The sequence below is a fragment of the Ruegeria sp. CDSA246 genome (assembly GCF_059611225.1).
Map to the genome: position 1 here is coordinate 1 of NZ_JBXWPD010000028.1, position 20,109 is coordinate 20,109.

Below are 20,109 nucleotides of genomic sequence, written 5' to 3' on the forward strand. Positions count from 1 at the left end.
GAAGCAGAAGCAGAAGCAGAAGCAGAAGCAGAAGCAGAAGCAGAAGCAGAAGCAGAAGCAGAAGCAGAAGCAGAAGCCGCTGTGGAATTGACCCAGGAAGAGAACTCCGCTCCGCCGGAAGAAGCGCATCGTGAAGAGCCGCAGCAGGAAGAAAAACGCAGTGGATTTGTCCCCGCTTTGCTCGGTGGTGTGATCGCGGCGGGAATTGGATTTGCAGCTGGCAGCGCGGGCTTGTTTGGATCTAGCGATACAGATGCGCTTACCACGCTTGAGGCGAAGCTCAACGATCAGTCCACACAGATCGAGGCACTAACCAAGTCCCTGTCCGACACATCTGGCGTCGACAGCAAGATTGCAGCGCTGACCGATCAGGTGACACCGATCACCTCCGATCTGGATACGCTCAAATCCAGTGTCGATGAGTTGGCGGGCAAGATTGATCCTTTGGCCAGCCGCCTAAGTAAAATTGAAAGCGACGCGCTGACCCAAGGCGCGTCCCCCGAAGCGTCGGCAGCCTTTGAGGCCGAACTGAAGAAATTACAGGACTCACTGGCGGCGCAGCGGGCCGAAGTGGAAAAAATGGTGTCGGACGCACAAACGCTTGAGGCGAAAGCCTCGGCAGAGGCTCTGGCAGCGACCAACGCGGCGATCCTGTCGCGCCTGCATGGTCAACTGGATGCTGGTCAGCCTTACGCAGACCTTGTCGCCGAACTGAAGGCAGGCGGCGTTGATGTGCCTGAGGCGCTATCGGGCCCTGCCGATAAGGGCGTTGCAAGCGTATCGACCTTGCGGGCATCGTTCTCACCTGCTGCGCGAACCGCGTTGGCGGAGGCACGGGATGCGGACAAAGCCACCGGTCTGGTGGCATTCCTGCAGCGACAGACCGGGGCGCGTTCGGTCACCCCACAAGATGGCGATGGCCCGGATGCGATCCTGTCTCGTGCTGAGTCGGCTCTGTCCAGTGGCGACGTCTCAACGGCCCTGACCGAACTTAAATCCCTGCCCGAAGCGGCGCAGGCAGCTATGGCTGATTGGGAGCAGGCAGCACAGGCGCGGGTTTCCGCGGTGGATGCTGCCAATGCGCTTCAGCCTAGCGTGAACTCGAACTGAAGGACCTGCCATGCTGTGGTCACTGTTTAAGATTCTAGTTTTTGTTGCGATTATCGGTCTTCTGGCCGTGGGTGCCGGGCTCCTCATGGAAACCAGCGGTGGTGTACAGATCACAGCTGGCGGGACGGAGTACACTCTGGGGCCGTTGCAATCGGTCATCGCGCTGGGCGTTCTGGTTTTTGCAGTTTGGCTTTTGTTCAAGCTGCTGACCCTGTTGATCGCCACGCTGAAGTTCCTCAACGGGGACGAAACCGCCCTGTCGCGCTATTTCGACCGCAGCCGCGAGCAGCGCGGTTATCAAGCGTTGTCTGATGGGCTGATGGCGCTGGCCTCGGGCGAAGGTCGTGTGGCTTTGAACAAGGCCACCAAGGCGGAGCGGCTTTTGAACAAACCCGAGCTGACCAACCTGCTGGTGGCCCAGGCTGCCGAGATGAACGGCGATACCCAAAAGGCGGCTGACACCTACAAGAAACTGGTGACGGATAATGCAACTCGCTTTGTCGGTGTGCGCGGGATCATGAAGCAGAAACTGGCCGAAGGGGATGACGAAACCGCCCGCAAACTGGCCGAAAAAGCGTTGGCGATGAAACCGCGTCATCTGGAAACACAGGACATTCTGCTGGGTCTGCAGACCAAGGCGCAAGATTGGGCAGGCGCGCGGTCGACACTGACAGCCAAGTTGAAATCCGGCCACCTGCCGCGTGACGTGTTCAAGCGCCGTGATGCTGTGCTGGCCCTGTCCGAGGCCAAGGGAATTCTGGACGAGAACGCCACGGTTGAACAGCAAGAGCGCGCGATTGAGGCGAACCGCCTGTCTCCTGATCTGGTGCCGGCGGCTGCAATGGCAGCGCGCGCCTATATCGAGAAAGGCAAACCGCGCAATGCGACCAAGATCCTGAAAAAAGCGTGGGAGGTGCAGCCGCACCCCGATCTGGCCCATGTCTTTGCCGAGATTGCGCCGGATGAAACGCCACATGAACGGATCAAACGCTTTACCGCGCTAACCCGCATTCACCCTGAGAATATGGAAACCCGTCTGATTTTGGCGGAGCTGAACATCGTGGCCGAAGACTTCCCCGAGGCGCGCCGCGCGCTGGGCGATGTGGTCGAAAAGCAGGCGGATGCGCGCGGTTACACGTTGATGGCCGCTATTGAACGGGGCGAGGGGTCCTCGGACGCAGTGGTACAGGGTTGGCTGGCCAAGGCGCTGACTGCTCCGCGCGGGCCACAATGGGTCTGCGACAATTGTCATGACATTCAGCCCGAGTGGGCTCCGGTCTGTCAGAACTGCAGCAGCTTTGACACGCTAAGCTGGCAAACACCGCAAACGCCGGAAATCGCAAGCGCGACGGGTGTCCATATGCTGCCTCTGATTGTTGGTGCGTTGGAAGACAGCAGCGAGCCGGAAGCTGAGGTCGAGGTTGAAGTGGAAGACGTCGAGGAACCGGTTGATCCCGAGATCATCGAATTGGATGTGGAACCAGTCCGCCCCGACGTCGAACCCGTGGTCGAGAAACAGGCCTGACGCGCTATTCCTCAGGCGAGTTCCTGACATAAGTCCAGCGGTACGTCGGAGGTGTGGGGCCTTTGTTGCGGCCACCTTGCTGCATTTGCTCCCACGCATGTGCCAGTATGCCGACTGACCGGGAGAGGCAAAACAAACCACGCGCAAGCGGTGGTTCGAACCCAAGCTCTGCGTAGATGACAGCCGTGGCCCCGTCGATGTTCATCGGGACGGGTTTGCCTTTGCGACGTGCAAGCTCTGCTTCGATATCCAACGCGATTTTCCGGAAACGTCCGTCACAGGCGCCGCGTTCTACGGCCTCAGCGACCAGAGCCATCAGTCGCGGTGCGCGTGGATCGGTCGGTGTGTGAAACCGGTGGCCGAAACCCGGCAGTATCTTTCCGTGGTCGTCGATCCAGTTGTCAATCGCTGCACCGATCCCGCCCGAGTGGGACCCGACAAAGTGATACAGCTCAACCGCCTGCTCACCGGCGCCGCCGTGGATGTCGCCCAGCATGTTCACCGCGCTGGCCATTGCGTTGTTCAAAGGCAAACCGCAGGTCACTGCCATCCGAGCCGTCGCAATAGAAGGTGCCTGTGGTCCATGATCCACGGCGGCAACCAGGGCCGCTTCGAACAGATCTGCCTGTGCGGGTAACGGGCGGTTGCCGCGAACCAGAAACCAGATCATTTCAGCGAAACTGAGGTTGCCGATCAGGTCCTCGATGGGTTCACCGCGCAGGGCGATGCGTCCGGGTTCCATGTCAATGATAGATGTGCTCCACCAGTCGGAAACATCGCTCATATCACACCATCCTTAGCCAGTTCCTTGATCTCATTCGGTGACAAGCTAAGTTCGGACCAGATTGAATCGTTGTCCGCGCCCAATTCCGGCGGTGAGACTTTCGGCATATTTCGCTGCCCGTCCATCACCACGGGGCTGCCTGCCAGCTGCATGTCCTCTCCGTGCACGTGCAGAGATCCAATCAGCCCCCGGTTAGAGAGTTGTTCGTCCGCCAACGCCTCGGGGACTGTCAGCACTTGCCCCGTGGGAACGCCCAAGCCATTCAATTCGCTGACCCACTCGCTCGCGGGACGCAATTTCAGCGATTTCTCCAGCTCATCCCGCAAAGCGTGGCGGTTTCGTTTGCGATCTTCGCGTGTTGCATAGTCAGGGTCATCAAACAGGTCCTCGCGGCCAAGATGCCGGGCAAGCGCCTGCCATTGTTCATCGCGATTGGCGGCGATGTTGATCGGGCTGTCGGATGTGGCGAAGGTACCGGACGGTGCCGAGGTTGTGTTTTCATTGCCATGCGCGCCGGGCATCACACCGCCGACAAGGTAGTTGGACACAACCCATCCCATGGTCGAGATCACGGCCTCGGACATGGCAATATCCAGAAACGCGCCACGGGGAATTGCGTTCAATGCGGCACTCACCGCAAAGGCGGCCGTCAGCCCCCCGACCGTATCAGCCAGCGGATAGCCAACGCGGTAGGGCGCGGTGTCTGGTGCGCCGGTGATCGACATGACCCCGCTGATGCCCTGAACGATCTGGTCATAGGCCGGGTCGTCGCGGCGCGGACCGTCCTGCCCGAACCCGCTGATTGCACAATAGATCAAGGCAGGGTTTTCGGTACGAAGAACGTCATACCCCAGACCCAACCGATCCATCACGCCGGGCCGGAAGTTTTCAACCAGAACATCCGCCGTTTTAACAAGCTGCTTTAGCAGAGCCTTGCCCCGAATGGATTTCATATCCAGCGTGACCGATTTTTTCTGCGCGTTCTGCGCCAGAAAGCTGACCCCCATACCGGCTTTGTTCCGGTCAGGATCAGCCCCAAGCACACGCGCCAGATCACCGCTATTGGGGCGTTCGACCTTGATCACCTCGGCCCCCATCAGAGCCAGTTGGTAACAACAATACGGGCCAGCAAGCACGTTTGTCAGATCAAGGATCCGAACACCCCTAAGCGGTTCAGTCCCCATCAGCCACACCAGCGGCCCGTGCCCGTGCACGACGTGCGCGGTAGCTGGGCAGCAGAACCAGCAGGACGGCAATGGCAAGCAGTCCCAGGGTCATCGGACGTTCCCAGATAAACGCGATGCCATCATAGAGCTGCATCGAACGCGAAAAGTTATCCTCCATCATGCCGCCAAGGATGAACCCGATTAGCAAGGGGGCCAGCGGATAGTCTGCGAATTTCAACGCCGTTGCGCATACGCCGAAACCCACCAAGATCAGCAATTCGGTGGCATTGTTCTGCCCAATATAGGCCCCCATCAGCGTGAAGAACAAAATGAACGGGATCAAATAGTTGCGCGGAACTGCCAGCACTTTGGCAATGTAGGGGATCAGCGGCAGGTTCAGGATCAGCAGGACGAGGTTGCCAATGAACATCGACATGATCACCGCCCAAAAGATCTGAGGTTCATCCAGCATAAGACGCGGACCCGGGGTGACGTTCAGGGCAATCAAGGCACCCAGCAGGATCGCGGTCGTTCCGGAACCGGGAATGCCCAATGTCAGCAACGGCACGAAAGATCCGGTGCAAGCCGCATTATTCGCCGATTCAGGCGCGGCCAGACCTTTGATCGAGCCTTTGCCGAATTCCTCCTGCTCATCCTTGGGGGCAATGTTCCGTTCCACCGCATAGCCGAGGAAACTTGCAATTGTCGCGCCCGCGCCGGGCAGGACGCCAATAAAGAAGCCCTGCACCGATTGACGGCCGATGACCGGGGTGATGGCCTTTGCCTCGGCCTTGGTTATGCGCAGATCCTTGATCTTACCGTCATCACCTTTCAGGTCCTTGGGTTTAAGCACCAGGAACAACGCCTCGGGCAGGGCGAACATCGCCATGGCCAGAGTGATGAAGCCAAACCCGGATTGCAGGTCCATGATACCCATTGTGAAACGCGGAAGATTGAACAGGGCACCTTCTCCGACAGTGGCCATGATCAATCCCATGGTCGTCATGATGATGGCCTTGGCCACTTGCCCCGAACCGGCAAAGGCTGCGATGGCCGAAAGACCTACCACCATCAGCGCGAAGTATTCGGCTGAATGGAACAGCAGAGCGACCGAAGACAGTGCCGGAGCAAAGACCATCAGCAAAATGGCACCGATCGTGCCGCCTGCGAAACTGGCGATTGCTGCGATGGTCAGGGCCTTGCCCGCCTTCCCCTGCCGGGCCATTGGGTAACCGTCAAAGCTTGAGGCCACGGTGCCCGCGACCCCCGGCGCATTCAGCAGAATGGACGACGTCGAGCCGCCGAAGATCGCGCCATAGTAAACGCCTGCCAACAGGATCAGTGCGGCGGATGGATCGCCCATCGAAATAGCAACCGGGATCATGATTGCGATGATCGACATTGGGCCCAGACCCGGAAGCATGCCGATAAACGTGCCGATCAGGCATCCGGCTACGACCATCAGCAGGTTTTGAATTGAGAATGCCGTTTGCAGGCCGATCAGAAGTCCTTCTAGCATGTCAGCCTCCAAACACGCCCGGCAGGGGGCGCATATAAATTCCAAGAACTTCCTGAACCAGATACCAGACGGATCCGGTTGCCACGAACGCGACAGGCAGCATGATGTGCCACTTGCGTTCGCCCAGAATGAAGGACCCGAGGATCAGGAAACTGGATGTCGCGATCAGAAAACCGACCGGGCGCAGGCACAGGGCATAGACAACCATCAGCACAAGAAGAGAAATTGCCTGACCCAGGTGATACTCCCCAAGTCTGCGGTAATCGATATCGGCCTCTTTGACTTCGCTCTTTTCCAAGCCAAGCAGGATGATTGAACACGCGACCACGCCCAGAATAGACAGCACCTTTGGAAACGTGCTGGGCCAAATCGGATTTCTCTGCATGAAAGGAGGAAGACTTCCGTCCATCGTGAACCAGGCGGTGTACCCATATGTTAGGCAAACACCTAGCAAAATAAGCGCGATCCAACGATCCAGCGCCATAACGTCCCCTCCCGTGTATCTTGGTTCTTTGGGACGGCAGAGCGACCGAACGCTCTGCCGTAGATTGCTTTAGAGGAAGCCCAGCTTCTTCATCAGGTCGCTGATCTGCTGTTCCTGACCTTCCAGAAACGCTTCGAAATCGGCACCCGAGTTGTGGATGTTGACCCAGCCGTTACGGGCACGAACCTCTTCCCATTCGGGCGTATCGTACATCTTGGCGATGGCTTGCTGATAGGCGGCCAGCTTGTCCTCGGGCAGGCCGGGGGCAGCAAAGAATCCACGCCAGTTCACGAAAGTGGTGTCGATGCCCTGTTCTTTCATGGTCTGTGCGTCAGGTGCTGCATCAACGCGTTCCTCCGCGGTCACACCGATGATTTTAACCTCACCCGCGTTGGCCAGATCGACGGCTTCCGAGAAACCGGTCGACAGTGCGGCGATCTCACCCGACAGCAAGGCAGCCATAGCTTTTCCGCCCGCGTCATAAGGGATGTATTTAACGCCCAGTGCGTCCTTGCCAGCGGCTTCCATAACCATTGCAGCGACCAGATGGTCCATGCCGCCCGGAACCGAGCCGCCACCGATTGCGGTCGCACCCGGATCAGCGTCATAGGCGGCCAGCAGATCGGCCATCGAGTTGATCGGGCTGTCTTTGCCCACAACAATCGCCGCGTAGTCGCCGATTGTGCCTGAAACCAGCGTCAGGTCACGGAAGTTATGTGGGAACACGCCAGTCAGCGAGCGGATCACGATGGGGGTCGAGTTGACCATCAGTGTGCCGTGGTTGCTGTCGGCGTTTTCGATCAGGAAACCGATGGCTTTACCGCCGCCGCCGCCCGACATGTTCTCGTAGGACGCGGTTCCGACCAGACCTGCATTGGTCAGGGCCTCGCCGGTTCCCCGGGCGGTTCCGTCCCAGCCACCGCCGGCGCCGCCGGGGATCAGAAAGTGGATGCTGTCGACGACTTCTTCGGATGCGGCAGGTCCAACCAGACCAATTGCTGCAACAGCTGCGATCAGGGCCCGACGGCCCAGGTTAAATGTTGTCATTATGTCCTCCCATTTGACAACTGGCCGCTCAGCGGCACAGATTATCCTGCACCTAAACACGTCAACCTGACATCAACCTGTCATGTAAAAAGAAACTGTCCGCAGCCCATGAAATTTCTGCTTGTCGAAGACAATCTCGACCTCGCGAATGCGATCAGGTCCCGTATGCAGCTGGATGGCCATGTCGTTGATCACGCAGCGAATTTAGAGGACGCCCGGGCCTTTGTTTCGACTGAGGAATACGATCTGATCCTTCTGGACATTATGCTGCCCGATGGGGACGGGCGCGAGTTCCTCAGACAACATCGCGCCAGCCGTTTGGATACTCCGGTGATCGTTCTGACCGCGCGCAGTCAGGTTTCGGATCGAATCGGTTCGCTTGATCTGGGGGCGGATGACTATGTGACCAAACCCTTCGACCATGCCGAGCTAGAAGCCCGCTGCCGCGCCGTTCTGCGTCGGAAGTCCGGAAGCGCGAAATCGACGATTGAAATCGGCGGTATCGTTTTTGACCCGGTTGCTGGTCATTTGATCGTCGACGGTGCAACACTGTCGCTTCGCAATCGCGAGCTGAGAATGATCGAACTGTTCATCAACGCGCCGGGTCAGGTGTTTTCCAAGCAAAAACTCGCAGACAGGCTGTTTTCGTATGATGACAACGTGTCGGACAATGCGATTGAGGTCTATGTCGGACGCCTACGAAAGCATCTTGAAAAATCCGGCATGAAAATCACTACGTTGCGCGGGCTGGGATACAGGTTGGATCATGACGACTAGTCCAACCGTTTCGGGATCATTAAGAAACCGACTGGTGTTGACGCTGATCGGCGGAGCAGCGGTCCTGGCGATTCTCTTGTTCCTGACGGTGCGCAGCTATGCTGCAAAGGTCGCCCAGCAGGGTCAGGACGATATATTGGGGGCGTCCGTCTCTTCAATCCTTGATGCTGCCGCACTCAGGGATGGTCAGCTTGAGGTGGATATCCCCTATGCCGCGTTTTCTATGCTCAGCACGCCGTCGGATGACCGGGTGTTCTATGCCATTTATCAGGATGGAGAATTCCTGTCCGGCTACGATGATCTGAGCCTAACAGATGGCCCGATTGAAGGTAGATGGGCCTTTCAAACCGGCGAGGTGCGCGGCGAACGTGTCCGCCAGGTCAGCGCCAGCCGAACGCTTGTCGGCTTGGGCCGCCAGACTGAGATTGAGGTCGCGTTGGGGCAAACACAAGACGCGTTGTCGGATACGCTGGACCAGATTTCACGCAACGCGGCATATTTGGGGATCGGGTTCTTTCTGTTGACCGCCGCGCTATCGTTCTGGGTGACATCCTCAACGATCGGCCAGTTGAACAAACTGACGACCTCGGTCACACGCAGAGGTCCGCAGGATCTAAGTCCGTTCAAAAAACCCGTACCGAAAGAGATGGCGCCGCTAGTGACGTCGCTGAACTCGCTCATGGGTCGTCTGGACCAATCGCTTAGCCAATCCGAGGACTTTATCGCCGAAGCCGCGCACCGGGTGCGAACGCCGCTTGCGACCGTCAGGTCATATGCCGAGGCAACCCTTCATCGTGTTGATCGCGAAGATAACCGCGAGGCCTTGAAGGCCATGGTGCGGGCCATCGACGAAAGCTCACGTGCAGCGGGGCAGTTGCTGGATCACGCCATGATCACCTTTCGGGCGGATCATTTGGAACGTGAAGAGATTGATCTGGTCGTTCTGATCCGCGATCTGGTGCAGCGTCTGATCCCGATTGCCGAAATGAAAGAGTTGACGCTTTCCCTGTCGGGTGAGCCGTCGGTTCCTTACTCGGGCGACTCGATCCTGATCCAGAATGCTGTGCGAAATATGGTTGATAACGCGATGAAATACGCGCCATCTGACAGCGCTGTTGAGATCACGATCATCGCGCATCCCGAACCCCAGATACAGGTGCGCGACTCGGGTCCTGGCTTTCCGCCCGATGAAATCGCTACGCTGACGCGCCGGTTCGAACGCGGACAAAACGCGGTTGGGACCATCGGGTCCGGGCTGGGGTTGACGATCGCGCAGGATGTGGCAACGGCGCATGGAGGTTCGTTGATCCTCAAAAACCGATCAAAGGGGGGCGCATGCGTTATCTTATCGCTTTAATATTGTTGGCTGTTCCCTGCTTCGGATGGGCCGACGATTGGGAAGACCGTCTGGTCTTTAATGAAAGCGCCGAAGGACCACGCCTTCGTGTGATTTCCAGCACCGATACTGTTTTGTTCGCTCCGGTGATCGAGGGTTTTGTCGCTGAAAACCCTATGGTTAGTGTCGAATACCTCGTCTCCGGAACCGCTGACATAAACAGGCGAGTCCGCGCAACGCCCGATGCCTTCGACGTGATCATTTCCAGTGCCATGGACCTGCAATTGAAATTGGCAAATGACGGCTTTGCCCTGCCTATTGACGATGTACAGGTGCCACACTGGGCACAATGGCACCACAGCCTTTTCGCATTCACCTCGGAACCCGCGACAATCGTGATCAACCGAACCGCGTTTGAAGGACAGCCTATCCCCCAGACCCGGCAAGGTCTGATCGAGGCCTTGCGCAAACGACCCGAAGAATTTCGCGGCAAGGTCGGCACCTATGACGTGCGCCAGTCTGGTTTGGGATATCTGTTTGCAACCCAGGATGCGCGCGCGTCTGAGACGTATTGGCGCTTGATGGAGGTTATGGGCGGCCTGGATGTGCGGCTTTATTGCTGTTCGGGCGAAATGATCAATGACCTAGCGGATGGCTCGATCCTGGTTGCTTACAATGTTCTGGGCAGTTACGCCGCCGTCCGCACCGAGGGCAAAGACGCACTTGAGGTCGTGTTACCGTCTGATTTTCAAACAATTATGATGCGCACGGCAATGGTTTCGAATGCCACCCCAGAACCCAAAGCTGCGGAGATGCTGTTACGTTACCTCGTAACTGAGCGACCAGCCGTGGTCGAAGGGGCCAGCCCGCTTCCTCTTTTGCAGCCGAGTGATAGCTCAGACGGGCGCGAGACAATCGGTCTTGATCCCGCGTTACTGACCTTTCTTGACGGGTTGAAACGAACAAAGTTCCTTTCTGCGTGGGAAGATGCCGTTATTCAGGAGTAACACCGCAACCTGAGGCCGACGGGTCGGTAAAAACCGAAACCGGCACCGATGCTGTTGGAATTCCTTTCCAACATGTAATTGTCCCAATTAAATCCGTTTGCTAACGTCACCCACGCGTCGGGGAGGGCGTGTAAATCCAAATGTTGGACTACTCTCATAACACGTGGCTTGTGGCGGCGTCTTTGGCCGTTGCGATGATGGCCGGGTTCACCGGGCTTTATCTGACGCATGGGGCCTCAAAACTGGACGACCAAAAACGCAAGCTGGTCGTGGCGTTGGCCGCGATCATTCTGGGCGGTGGAATATGGTCGATGCATTTTGTGGCCATGCTGGGGCTACAGTTGCCGATCCTGTTTTATTATGACGCCCTGATCACCCTGATTTCCGCACTGGTTGCGATCCTGATGGTTGGTTTGGCACTGCTGATCCTGCATTTCCGTCCCCGTACGATGGGAACGATTGTCGGTGCGGGAGTGATCGTGGGGCTTGGAATTGTCGTTATGCACTATGTCGGCATGGCCGGGATGGAGCTGTGCCGCCCAGTCTACAACGCTTGGGATGTCGTGATTTCGACCCTAGCCTCGGTCGTTCTGTCGGTGCTGGCAATCTGGGCGGCCTATGACAACCGAACGCAACGCAATATTCTGCTGGGAACGGTGTGTTTCGGGTTGGCGGTATTCACCATGCACTTCGTCGCCACCGGCCTGACTGATTTTGTCGCAAGCGATACCGCCGGTCGCGCCGGACCTGCGCTAAACAATCAGGTGCTGGCGATGGGGGTCACGGTTTCCGTGTTCCTGATCTGTGGTGCATTCCTGCTAACGGGCATCACCTTCATCGAACCTGCGGCAGCAGACGTATCGCCCAGCGCGCCAGCACCTGCCCCGGAACCAGAGCCCACGTTGCGGGCCGGGGTTCCGTTTGAGCGGGAAGGACAAACCTTTTTCGCCCAGCCTTCCAATATCGCCGCCATCCGGGCCGAAGGACACTATACCGTTCTCTACATGAACGCCGAGAAACTGTTCTGCCCGTGGTCTATTACCGAAGCTGAATCGCGCCTGGTGCCTGACGGGTTTTTGCGGGCTCATCGCAGTTATCTGGTGAACCCTAAACATGTCTCGCGGTTTGAAAGACACAAGGACAACGGCACTTGTTACTTCGACGGGGTCGATGCGTTGACCAAGGTGCCGGTCAGCAGATCACGTCTGACAGACATACGCGAAGCGCTGGGCCTGTAGTCGCAGTTCGTGCAGCCCATTCGCATTTGGTGAAACAAGCTGCGCGCCCCGTTTTCACTGGCTGGAATGGCCAAGCTTACCGTACTTTTCTTACCGCAGGTCCCCCAAGGCACAACGTCCGGACCCAGGGAGGAAAAACATGATACCAGCCGGTTTTGAGTATCACCGGCCAGGCGATATCGCCTCGGCCATTGGCATTTTGCAGGAACATGGAGACGAGGCGCGCGTGATCGCAGGCGGGCACAGCCTGATTCCGATGATGAAGTTGCGCATGGCCGAGATGGGCCATCTGGTTGATCTGCAAGCGATCGAAGAGCTCAAAGGCATCGAGGTTGGTGCCGACACGGTTTCGCTTGGCGCAATGGTGACCCAGCATGAGCTGATCACTCATGACGGCTTGGCTACAGCCATTCCGTTGATCCGAGAGGCCGCGCTGCAGATTGCGGACCCTCAGGTGCGCTATGTGGGAACTGTCGGTGGTAACGTCGCCAATGGTGATCCGGGCAATGATATGCCGGGGTTGATGCAATGCCTGAACGCGACGTTCGAACTGTCTGGCCCGGATGGCCGCCGCAGTATCGCCGCACGTGAGTTTTATGAGGCTGCGTATTTCACTGCGCGTGACGATGAGGAAATCCTGACCCGTATTTCGATCCCGGTTCCAGGCGCGGGTGTGGGCCAGGCCTATGAGAAGCAAAAACGCAAGATCGGCGATTACGCGACGGCCGCAGCTGCGGTGGTGGTCGGCAATGGTCAGGCTTCCGTCGCGATGACCAATCTGGCGGACACACCCGTCTGGTCTGAAAGCGCAAGCAATGCGCTGGCCGACGGAGACGTCAGCGGCTGCGTCGCCGCGATGCTCGAAGCCATCGACCCGGTGGCCGACAATCGTGGCCCCGTCGAATTCAAGAAACACGTGGCCGCTGTGATGCTGCGCCGCGCCATCGAACGCGCGCAAAGCCGCGCGGATTGAGGGGAGGAACAACGATGTCAAAAATGCACGTAAAACTCACCGTGAACGGCAAGCAGGTCGAAGGTCTGGCCGAGCCGCGCACGCTGTTGATCCATTTCCTGCGGGAAGATTTGAAAATCACAGGCCCGCATATCGGATGCGAAACCAGCCATTGCGGGGCCTGTACCGTGGATATCGACGGCAAGTCCGTCAAGTCCTGTACGACCTTTGTGGCACAGGTGAACGGGGCCGATATCACTACTGTCGAAGGGCTGACCAATGACGACGGCAGCCTCGGGGTTCTGCAAGAGATGTTCCGCGAACATCACGGGCTGCAATGCGGCTTTTGCACGCCGGGCATGATCACCCGCGCGCATCGTCTTCTGCAAGAAAACCCGAACCCGTCCGAGGAAGACATCCGCTTTGGCATGTCCGGCAACCTGTGCCGCTGCACCGGATATCAGAACATCGTCAAGGCGATCGCGGCATCTGCCGACATGCTAAACGCTCAGAAGGAGGCTGCGGAATGAACGACCAGACTCTGACCCCCGAAGAACGCGTCGCCAACCTCAAAGGGATGGGCAGTTCGCGCAAGCGCGTCGAAGATGTGCGCTTTACCCAAGGCAAGGGCAACTACGTCGATGACATCAAGATGGACGGGATGCTGTTCGGTGCCTTTGTCCGTTCGCCTTATGCCCACGCCCGCGTTGTCAGTGTGAACAAAGACGCCGCACTGGCCGTGCCTGGCGTTGTTGCTGTGTTGACGGCCGAGGACCTGGCTCCGCTGGGTTTGCACTGGATGCCGACGCTGGCAGGTGACAAGCAGATGGTGTTGGCCGATGGCAAAGTTCTGTTCCAGGGTCAGGAAGTCGCCTATGTCGTCGCCGAAAATCGGTACATCGCAGCAGATGCGGCAGAGCTGGTCGAGGTTGACTACGAAGAACTGCCTGTTCTGACCGATCCTTTCGAGGCGCTGAATTCGGACGTTGTCCTGCGTGAAGACCTTGCGGGTCAGACCGAGGGTGCCCATGGCCCGCGCAAGCATCACAACCACATCTTCACGTGGGAACAGGGCGACAAGGACGCCACCGAAGCAGTTCTGGGTGAGGCCGATGTCGTGGCCGAAGAGATGGTTTACTACCATCGGACCCACCCATGCCCGCTGGAGACCTGCGGCTGCGTCGCTTCAATGGATAAAGTCACCGGCAAGCTGACGCTCTATGGCACCTTCCAAGCCCCCCATGCGATCCGGACTGTTGTGTCGCTGATCTCGGGTCTGGCCGAGCACAATATCCGAGTCATCAGCCCTGATATCGGTGGTGGCTTTGGTAACAAGGTTGGTGCCTATGCCGGCTATGTCTGCTCGGTCGTCGCCTCGATTGTCACCGGCCAACCAGTGAAATGGGTTGAGAACCGGATGGAAAACCTGATGTCCACCGCCTTTGCCCGCGATTACTGGATGCAGGGCAAGATCGCTGCGACCAAGGATGGCAAAATCACTGGCCTTTGGTGTCATACCACGGCGGATCATGGTGGATTTGACGCCTGTGCCGACCCGACCAAATTCCCGGCTGGTTTCATGAACATCTGCACTGGGTCATATGACATCCCAACTGCCTATCTGGCTGTGGATGGGGTTTACACCAACAAGGCACCGGGCGGTGTTGCCTATCGTTGTTCCTTCCGCGTGACCGAGGCGGCCTATTTCATCGAACGGATGATCGAGGTTCTGGCCATCAAGCTGAACATGGACGCGGCCGAGCTGCGCCGGATCAACTTTATCCGCAAAGATCAGTTCCCGTATCAATCGGCGCTGGGTTGGGAATATGACTCGGGCGACTATCACACCGCTTGGGACAAGGCACTGAAGGCCGTCGATTATGACGGCTTGCGCGCAGAACAGGCTCAACGGATTGAGGACTTCAAAGCCGGAAAGACCCGCAAACTGCTGGGCATCGGCCTGACGCATTTCACCGAAATCGTCGGGGCCGGACCGGTTAAGAACTGCGATATCCTTGGGTTGGGTATGTTCGACTCATGCGAAATCCGGATTCACCCAACCGGTTCCGCCATTGCAAGGTTGGGGACCATCAGCCAGGGTCAGGGTCACGCCACGACTTTTGCCCAGATCATCGCTAGTGAGATCGGCTTGCCTGCCGACGACATCACGCTGGAGGAAGGTGACACGGACACCGCGCCTTACGGCCTTGGGACGTACGGCTCTCGTTCCACGCCTGTGGCGGGTGCTGCAACAGCGATGGCAGCGCGTAAAATCCGCGCCAAGGCGCAGATGATCGCGGCTTACCTGCTTGAGGTCCATGACGACGATGTCGAGTGGGACGTAGACCGGTTCTCGGTCAAAGGTGCGCCAGAGCGATTCAAGACGATGAAGGAAATCGCTTTCGCCGCTTACAATCAGGCGATCCCAGGGCTGGAACCCGGTTTGGAGGCCGTCAGCTACTATGACCCGCCAAACATGACCTACCCGTTCGGCGCCTATGTCTGCGTTATGGAGATCGACGTGGATACCGGCGAATGGGACGTTCGGCAGTTCTACGCACTGGACGACTGTGGAACCCGGATCAACCCGATGATCATCGAAGGGCAGGTCCATGGTGGCGTGACCGAGGCGCTGGCCATCGCGATGGGTCAGGAGATTGCCTATGATGAGATGGGCAACGTGAAGACCGGAACCCTGATGGACTTCTTCCTGCCCACGGCATGGGAGACGCCCAACTACACCACTGATCACACGGTGACGCCGTCCCCGCATCATCCGATCGGTGCCAAGGGCGTGGGTGAGAGCCCGAACGTCGGCGGTGTACCTGCGTTCTCGAACGCGGTGCATGATGCGTTCCGGCCCTTTGGGTTGGTGCAAAGCCATATGCCGCATGATCATTGGCGGATCTGGAAGATCGCCAATGGGTTGGGGATGCACGGGTAAACGGTTTCGAACCGGCTGTTGCCGGTCCGACCGAACGGAGGGGGTTTTACCCCCTCCGAACCTCCCCCGGGATATTTTTGGCCAGATGAAGATTGGATCCTGGTTTTGACTTTGAGTGATGTTCAGAATGGATTGGCCGCGCAGGGCTATGTTTCCGATGACCGGTTGGCGATGGCGCTGCATTTGGCACAGCAACTTGGGCGGCCATTGTTGTTGGAAGGTCCTGCTGGCGTTGGAAAGACCGAAGTGGCCAAGGCCCTCGCTGCGTGGCAGGACGCCCGGCTGATCCGGCTGCAATGTTATGAGGGGCTCGATGCCAGTCATGCCATTTATGAATGGAACTATCAGCGTCAGCTTCTGGCGATCCGAGCGAGCGAGGCGCAGGGTGGAACGAGCGAAGCACAGCTTTTCTCAGATGAATATCTGCTGAAACGTCCCTTGTTAGAGGCCATCTCGCAAGATGCCCCTCCGGTTTTGCTAATTGATGAAATTGACCGGGCCGACGAAGAGTTCGAGGCGTATTTGTTGGAAATCCTCTCGGACTTCCAAATCACAATTCCCGAACTGGGCACGATCCCGGCGCGTACAAAGCCGACCGTTATTCTGACGGCGAATGGCACGCGGGACTTGTCCGATGCACTGCGCCGCCGGTGCCTGTACAGTTTCCTTGACTACCCGTCGCGTGAAACCGAAATAGCAATCTTGACAGCCCGCATGCCCCAGGTTGAAGGGCAGTTGGCACGCCAGATTGTTGGCGTCGTGCAGGCTTTGCGCAATGAAGACTTGGAGAAGACTCCCGGCATTGCCGAGATGCTGGACTGGGCGGCAGCCCTTTCAGGATTGGGTGTTAACGACATGGCGCAGTCCCGCGAAGAGGTTCAGGCGACTCTTGTCTGTCTTCTGAAAACAGCAGCCGATTATGACGCGGCCCCGCCTGAAGTGATGGATCGCCTGATTGGAAAGGTGGCGTGATGCAGGTCACCCGGTTCCCTTCTCGTGCCTCTGGTCTGGCGGACCGCATGTCTGGTTTCATTGCACATTTGCGCATGAACGGGATGCGCGTCGGACCGGCAGAGACCGGGGATGCCTTGGCGGTGCTGGCGGAAGTAGAGGCGACGGATCTGCCGCAGGCCAGACAAGCGCTGTGTGTCTTGCTGGCCGGTGACGCGGAAGACTGGCGACGGTTTGACGATCTTTTCGATGCATATTGGCTAAATGCAGGGAAACAACGGACCGGAGTGGCGCAAACTGCGCATGTTCGGGTGCAATCCGCCAAGCCGATGATCTGGCAGCAAGAAAGCCAAGACATCCAGGAGACCAGTTCCGATTCGGATCAGGACGCAACCCCTGATGCCGGCGACGGGGAGGCCGTGGGGAGAGACGGTAAGCTGATTGCGACCCGTACGGCCAACCTGTCGCGTCGGGATTTGCGTGAACTGATGGATCAAGACGCACTGAAGCAGGCCGAACAAGCGGCGACAGCGCTGGCGCGCGCCATCCGCGACCGCCGCTCGCGCCGGCGGAAAAAAGCGCTAAAGGGGCCTGCTCTGGACATGCGCCGGATACAGCGCGCCAGCCTTGCACGGGGCGGTGAGCCGATGGAACTGTATCGTCGCGCCCGCCCACCGCGTCCGATGCGGATCGTTGCACTGTGCGATGTAAGCGGGTCAATGACTGTATACTCGCGCGTCTTTCTGGCTTTCCTGAAAGGCTTGATTGGCACAGGAACCGAAGCTGACGCATATCTGTTCCATACGCGCTTGATGCGCGTCACGGATGCGTTGCGCGACCACGATTCGCTGCGCGCAGCAGGGCGGTTGTCGCTGATGGCCGAAGGGTTTGGCGGAGGCACGGATATCTCAGGCAGTCTTGAGCATTTTCTAAATGGATATGGCGCGCGCGCACTGAACGGTCGGACCATCGTACTGATCCTGTCTGACGGGTATTGCAGCTCGGACCCGCAAGCGCTGGGCGATGTATTGGCCCGGATTCGACGCAAGGCCCGGCGGATCGTCTGGCTGAACCCGTTGAAAGGCTGGCGTGACTACCAGCCCATTGCCGCCGCAATGCAGGCAGCTGAGCCGTATCTGGACGCGCACCTGCCCGCAAACACGCTTGAGGCGCTGGCGGCGCTAGAGCCGCAATTCCGTAAGCTGTGAAAGGAGCCCAAATGGCAAGCTTCGACATATTCGACACGATTGAGCAGCTGCGCAAAACTGATGAAGCCTTTTGCGTGGCCACGGTGTTGCGGACTGCGGATGCAACTTCGGCGAAAGCCGGGGGCAAGGCTGCGATTACAAAAGATGGACGGATCCTGGGCCATTTGGGCGGGGGCTGCGTTCAACGTGCGGTTCGATCCTCGGCCCAGCAGGCGTTGGCCAGTGGTTCACCGCAAATGATCCGGGTCAAACCTTCGGAAAAGGTGGTGAACATGGCCGATCCTGATGGCATTCAGACGTTCAAAAGCGGTTGCCCGTCCGGCGGCACTGTCGATCTGCTTGTCGAGCCGTATCAGCACGCACCTCGATTAGTGATTTTCGGCGAGTCTCTGATTGCAGTGGCACTGGCCGCCCATGGGGCACTGGCTGGGTTTCGCGTGTGCCTTAGTGATGGGTCAGAGACTAAAGGTGACTTTCAACGGTTCACTCTGGATTCCGTCCAAAACCTGGGGGTCGAGCCGCGGGATTTCGTTGTCGTGGCTTCGCAAGGACAAGGGGATGCCGCGGCCCTGGCCGCCGCTCTGCAAACGGACGCCAAGCGGGTTTCGATGGTGGCCAGCCATCGCAAGGCCGAAACGCTGGTGGCCAAGCTGATATCGCAAGGTTTGGACCCGATACGAGCTGCGCGGCTGAAGTCACCGGCAGGTCTGAACATCCACGCGATCGACCCGCATGAGATCGCCGTGTCGATCCTGGCTGAAATTGTGCTTTGGCGAAACAGTGACAAATCCAAAACGGAGTCCCATGATGAGAAACGTGCTTAAGCGCCTGAGGTCCCTGTGGCCCGCGCGTCCCGAACAAACTCCGGAAGAGGCGACAGAGACCGCACTTCTGGTTTATCCAAGATGCTGTTGAACAAAGGAAAATTGAATGGAACTGAGTGACGAAGTCCGCATCTCTGCACCGCGGGATGTGGTTTACAAGGCTCTGAATAACCCCGAAATCCTGCAGGAATGCATCCCGGGATGCGAAGAGCTGATCCAGAATTCACCCGAAGATCTGGAAGCCAAGGTGGTCCTGAAGATCGGACCCGTCAAAGCCCGGTTTGCGGGCGCTGTGACTCTGGACAACAGTAATGCTCCAGACGGGTTTTCTTTGACCGGGGAAGGCAAGGGTGGCGCTGCCGGATTTGCCAAGGGCGGTGCCGACGTGACGCTAACCGAAGACGGGGACGAAACTGTTTTGGCTTATACTGCCAAGGTCGATGTTGGTGGAAAAATCGCCCAATTGGGCAGCCGCCTGATCGCTGGAACGGCAAAAAAGCTGTCGGGCAAATTTTTTACCCGGTTTGGCGAGGTTGTTTCTGAACAATCCGTTACTTGAAGCCAAGTCCTACGCTGACGCTCTTTTTGGAATAAACCGACAACATATGCGAAGCTGCCGCGACAGGGATAAACCCCTGTCGCGCTTTTCTTTCGGGCGTAAACTAAGGCTGGCTTACAAGGTTAAACAGATTTCAATAAAGTAATTTGTTTCGCAATTCTCAATTGGCTCTGTTGTCTTAGTTCCGGTACTTATTTGCGTCAGTATTTTGTCGCGGGCTAGAATAGAAAATCGTCCGATCGGCCTTCAAAGTAGCCATGGTTTATGAAATGCTCGGTCGCTGCTTGATGGTCATTTCCGAATGCAGCCTGTAGGTCCGCATAGTTTGCCAGGTAAGTTTCAGCGTCAAAGGTGTCTTTGCTTCGCCCCTCCTGAACACCATGTGCAATAAAATGTGTCGCGCCTGCATCTGAATCAGCCCCAAACGCATTGATCAAATCGACGTGCGAAGCAATATACTCCAGACCATCGAATGCGGTTTCGCGACCCTCTGCGCGACCGTGGAAAATAAAGTGATTTGCACCTGCTTCGGCATCGGCTTTGAAAGTTTGGATGAGATCATTGTGCGAGGCGATGTATTCCAGGCCGTCAAACGTCTGTATTCTTCCTTCGGTGTTACCGTGGGAGATAAAGTGGCGCGTACCAGCGTCACTATTTGCTCCGAATGCTTGGATGAGA

At 57.8% G+C, this 20,109-nt stretch carries 19 protein-coding genes; 13 read left to right on the top strand and 6 right to left on the bottom strand.

Features of this window, described 5'->3' with window-relative positions; all coding sequences use genetic code 11:
* Both AC2FI9_RS21750 and AC2FI9_RS21755 read left to right on the top strand, forming a co-directional pair.
* On the top strand, nucleotides 1-1,110 hold a 1,110-nt coding region (locus tag AC2FI9_RS21750), incomplete at its 5' end, for a COG4223 family protein (protein WP_496770706.1).
* Nucleotides 1,111-1,120: 10 nt separating this feature from the next.
* Complete coding sequence (locus AC2FI9_RS21755) at nucleotides 1,121-2,635, top strand: heme biosynthesis protein HemY (protein ID WP_496727306.1); 1,515 nt, start codon at nucleotides 1,121-1,123, stop codon at nucleotides 2,633-2,635.
* A gap of 4 nt (nucleotides 2,636-2,639) precedes the next feature.
* On the opposite strand, the gene AC2FI9_RS21760 is transcribed toward AC2FI9_RS21755, so the two are convergent.
* From AC2FI9_RS21760 to AC2FI9_RS21780, 5 genes are all read right to left on the bottom strand, one after another.
* Entirely contained in the window at nucleotides 2,640-3,419 is a 780-nt protein-coding gene (locus AC2FI9_RS21760) for a citryl-CoA lyase (RefSeq protein ID WP_496727307.1), read from the bottom strand.
* Nucleotides 3,416-4,603: a CaiB/BaiF CoA transferase family protein gene (locus tag AC2FI9_RS21765; RefSeq protein WP_496770708.1), complete on the bottom strand. Its 1,188-nt coding sequence runs from the start codon at nucleotides 4,601-4,603 to the stop codon at nucleotides 3,416-3,418. The genes AC2FI9_RS21760 and AC2FI9_RS21765 overlap by 4 nt, the downstream gene beginning before the upstream one ends.
* Nucleotides 4,593-6,104 carry a tripartite tricarboxylate transporter permease gene (locus AC2FI9_RS21770; protein WP_058275183.1) on the bottom strand — a complete coding sequence of 504 codons (1,512 nt, stop codon included), beginning with the start codon at nucleotides 6,102-6,104 and terminating at the stop codon, nucleotides 4,593-4,595. The genes AC2FI9_RS21765 and AC2FI9_RS21770 overlap by 11 nt, the downstream gene beginning before the upstream one ends.
* Nucleotide 6,105: 1 nt before the next feature.
* On the bottom strand, nucleotides 6,106-6,588 hold the full coding sequence (locus AC2FI9_RS21775) for a tripartite tricarboxylate transporter TctB family protein (protein ID WP_496727345.1): 483 nt from the start codon (nucleotides 6,586-6,588) through the stop codon (nucleotides 6,106-6,108).
* A gap of 69 nt (nucleotides 6,589-6,657) precedes the next feature.
* Nucleotides 6,658-7,635, bottom strand: coding sequence for a tripartite tricarboxylate transporter substrate binding protein (locus AC2FI9_RS21780; RefSeq protein ID WP_058275185.1), 978 nt, complete (start codon nucleotides 7,633-7,635; stop codon nucleotides 6,658-6,660).
* A gap of 108 nt (nucleotides 7,636-7,743) precedes the next feature.
* Here AC2FI9_RS21780 and AC2FI9_RS21785 point away from each other — a divergent pair, with 108 nt between their 5' ends.
* The 11 genes from AC2FI9_RS21785 to AC2FI9_RS21835 all read left to right on the top strand — a co-directional run bounded on the left by AC2FI9_RS21785 (nucleotide 7,744) and on the right by AC2FI9_RS21835 (nucleotide 19,431).
* Nucleotides 7,744-8,412, top strand: a complete 669-nt coding sequence (locus AC2FI9_RS21785) for a response regulator transcription factor (RefSeq protein WP_496741847.1) — start codon at nucleotides 7,744-7,746, stop codon at nucleotides 8,410-8,412.
* Entirely contained in the window at nucleotides 8,402-9,769 is a 1,368-nt protein-coding gene (locus tag AC2FI9_RS21790) for a sensor histidine kinase (protein WP_496770710.1), read from the top strand. Before AC2FI9_RS21785 ends, AC2FI9_RS21790 begins: the two co-directional genes overlap by 11 nt.
* Nucleotides 9,748-10,755, top strand: a complete 1,008-nt coding sequence (locus AC2FI9_RS21795) for an ABC transporter substrate-binding protein (RefSeq protein ID WP_496770712.1) — start codon at nucleotides 9,748-9,750, stop codon at nucleotides 10,753-10,755. The genes AC2FI9_RS21790 and AC2FI9_RS21795 overlap by 22 nt, the downstream gene beginning before the upstream one ends.
* A gap of 140 nt (nucleotides 10,756-10,895) precedes the next feature.
* On the top strand, nucleotides 10,896-11,993 hold the full coding sequence (locus AC2FI9_RS21800) for an MHYT domain-containing protein (protein ID WP_496770714.1): 1,098 nt from the start codon (nucleotides 10,896-10,898) through the stop codon (nucleotides 11,991-11,993).
* A 139-nt stretch (nucleotides 11,994-12,132) separates the two neighbouring features.
* On the top strand, nucleotides 12,133-12,966 hold the full coding sequence (locus AC2FI9_RS21805) for an FAD binding domain-containing protein (RefSeq protein WP_496770716.1): 834 nt from the start codon (nucleotides 12,133-12,135) through the stop codon (nucleotides 12,964-12,966).
* A gap of 14 nt (nucleotides 12,967-12,980) precedes the next feature.
* On the top strand, nucleotides 12,981-13,475 hold the full coding sequence (locus tag AC2FI9_RS21810) for a (2Fe-2S)-binding protein (protein WP_496737340.1): 495 nt from the start codon (nucleotides 12,981-12,983) through the stop codon (nucleotides 13,473-13,475).
* A complete protein-coding gene (locus tag AC2FI9_RS21815) occupies nucleotides 13,472-15,889 on the top strand; it encodes an aerobic carbon-monoxide dehydrogenase large subunit (RefSeq protein WP_496770718.1) in 2,418 nt (805 codons plus the stop codon). The genes AC2FI9_RS21810 and AC2FI9_RS21815 overlap by 4 nt, the downstream gene beginning before the upstream one ends.
* 105 nt (nucleotides 15,890-15,994) lie before the next feature.
* Nucleotides 15,995-16,861, top strand: a complete 867-nt coding sequence (locus AC2FI9_RS21820) for an AAA family ATPase (protein ID WP_496770720.1) — start codon at nucleotides 15,995-15,997, stop codon at nucleotides 16,859-16,861.
* A complete protein-coding gene (locus tag AC2FI9_RS21825; protein ID WP_496770722.1) occupies nucleotides 16,861-18,048 on the top strand; it encodes a vWA domain-containing protein in 1,188 nt (395 codons plus the stop codon). Before AC2FI9_RS21820 ends, AC2FI9_RS21825 begins: the two co-directional genes overlap by 1 nt.
* A gap of 11 nt (nucleotides 18,049-18,059) precedes the next feature.
* On the top strand, nucleotides 18,060-18,872 hold the full coding sequence (locus AC2FI9_RS21830; protein WP_496770724.1) for an XdhC family protein: 813 nt from the start codon (nucleotides 18,060-18,062) through the stop codon (nucleotides 18,870-18,872).
* A gap of 106 nt (nucleotides 18,873-18,978) precedes the next feature.
* Entirely contained in the window at nucleotides 18,979-19,431 is a 453-nt protein-coding gene (locus AC2FI9_RS21835; protein WP_496770726.1) for an SRPBCC family protein, read from the top strand.
* Between the two features lie 218 nt (nucleotides 19,432-19,649).
* On the opposite strand, the gene AC2FI9_RS21840 is transcribed toward AC2FI9_RS21835, so the two are convergent.
* Nucleotides 19,650-20,109 (bottom strand): hypothetical protein (locus tag AC2FI9_RS21840; RefSeq protein ID WP_496770728.1); only part of this gene is annotated, 460 nt, incomplete at its 5' end.

Coding starts and splice junctions, on each gene's coding strand:
- AC2FI9_RS21835 (WP_496770726.1), top strand. CDS start 18,979: ATGGAACTGAGTGACGAAGTCCGCATCTCTGCACCGCGGGATGTGGTT.
- AC2FI9_RS21755 (WP_496727306.1), top strand. CDS start 1,121: ATGCTGTGGTCACTGTTTAAGATTCTAGTTTTTGTTGCGATTATCGGT.
- AC2FI9_RS21775 (WP_496727345.1), bottom strand. CDS start 6,588: ATGGCGCTGGATCGTTGGATCGCGCTTATTTTGCTAGGTGTTTGCCTA.
- AC2FI9_RS21765 (WP_496770708.1), bottom strand. CDS start 4,603: ATGGGGACTGAACCGCTTAGGGGTGTTCGGATCCTTGATCTGACAAAC.
- AC2FI9_RS21800 (WP_496770714.1), top strand. CDS start 10,896: ATGTTGGACTACTCTCATAACACGTGGCTTGTGGCGGCGTCTTTGGCC.
- AC2FI9_RS21815 (WP_496770718.1), top strand. CDS start 13,472: ATGAACGACCAGACTCTGACCCCCGAAGAACGCGTCGCCAACCTCAAA.
- AC2FI9_RS21805 (WP_496770716.1), top strand. CDS start 12,133: ATGATACCAGCCGGTTTTGAGTATCACCGGCCAGGCGATATCGCCTCG.
- AC2FI9_RS21780 (WP_058275185.1), bottom strand. CDS start 7,635: ATGACAACATTTAACCTGGGCCGTCGGGCCCTGATCGCAGCTGTTGCA.
- AC2FI9_RS21770 (WP_058275183.1), bottom strand. CDS start 6,104: ATGCTAGAAGGACTTCTGATCGGCCTGCAAACGGCATTCTCAATTCAA.
- AC2FI9_RS21825 (WP_496770722.1), top strand. CDS start 16,861: ATGCAGGTCACCCGGTTCCCTTCTCGTGCCTCTGGTCTGGCGGACCGC.
- AC2FI9_RS21785 (WP_496741847.1), top strand. CDS start 7,744: ATGAAATTTCTGCTTGTCGAAGACAATCTCGACCTCGCGAATGCGATC.
- AC2FI9_RS21790 (WP_496770710.1), top strand. CDS start 8,402: ATGACGACTAGTCCAACCGTTTCGGGATCATTAAGAAACCGACTGGTG.
- AC2FI9_RS21795 (WP_496770712.1), top strand. CDS start 9,748: ATGCGTTATCTTATCGCTTTAATATTGTTGGCTGTTCCCTGCTTCGGA.
- AC2FI9_RS21830 (WP_496770724.1), top strand. CDS start 18,060: ATGGCAAGCTTCGACATATTCGACACGATTGAGCAGCTGCGCAAAACT.
- AC2FI9_RS21810 (WP_496737340.1), top strand. CDS start 12,981: ATGTCAAAAATGCACGTAAAACTCACCGTGAACGGCAAGCAGGTCGAA.
- AC2FI9_RS21760 (WP_496727307.1), bottom strand. CDS start 3,419: ATGAGCGATGTTTCCGACTGGTGGAGCACATCTATCATTGACATGGAA.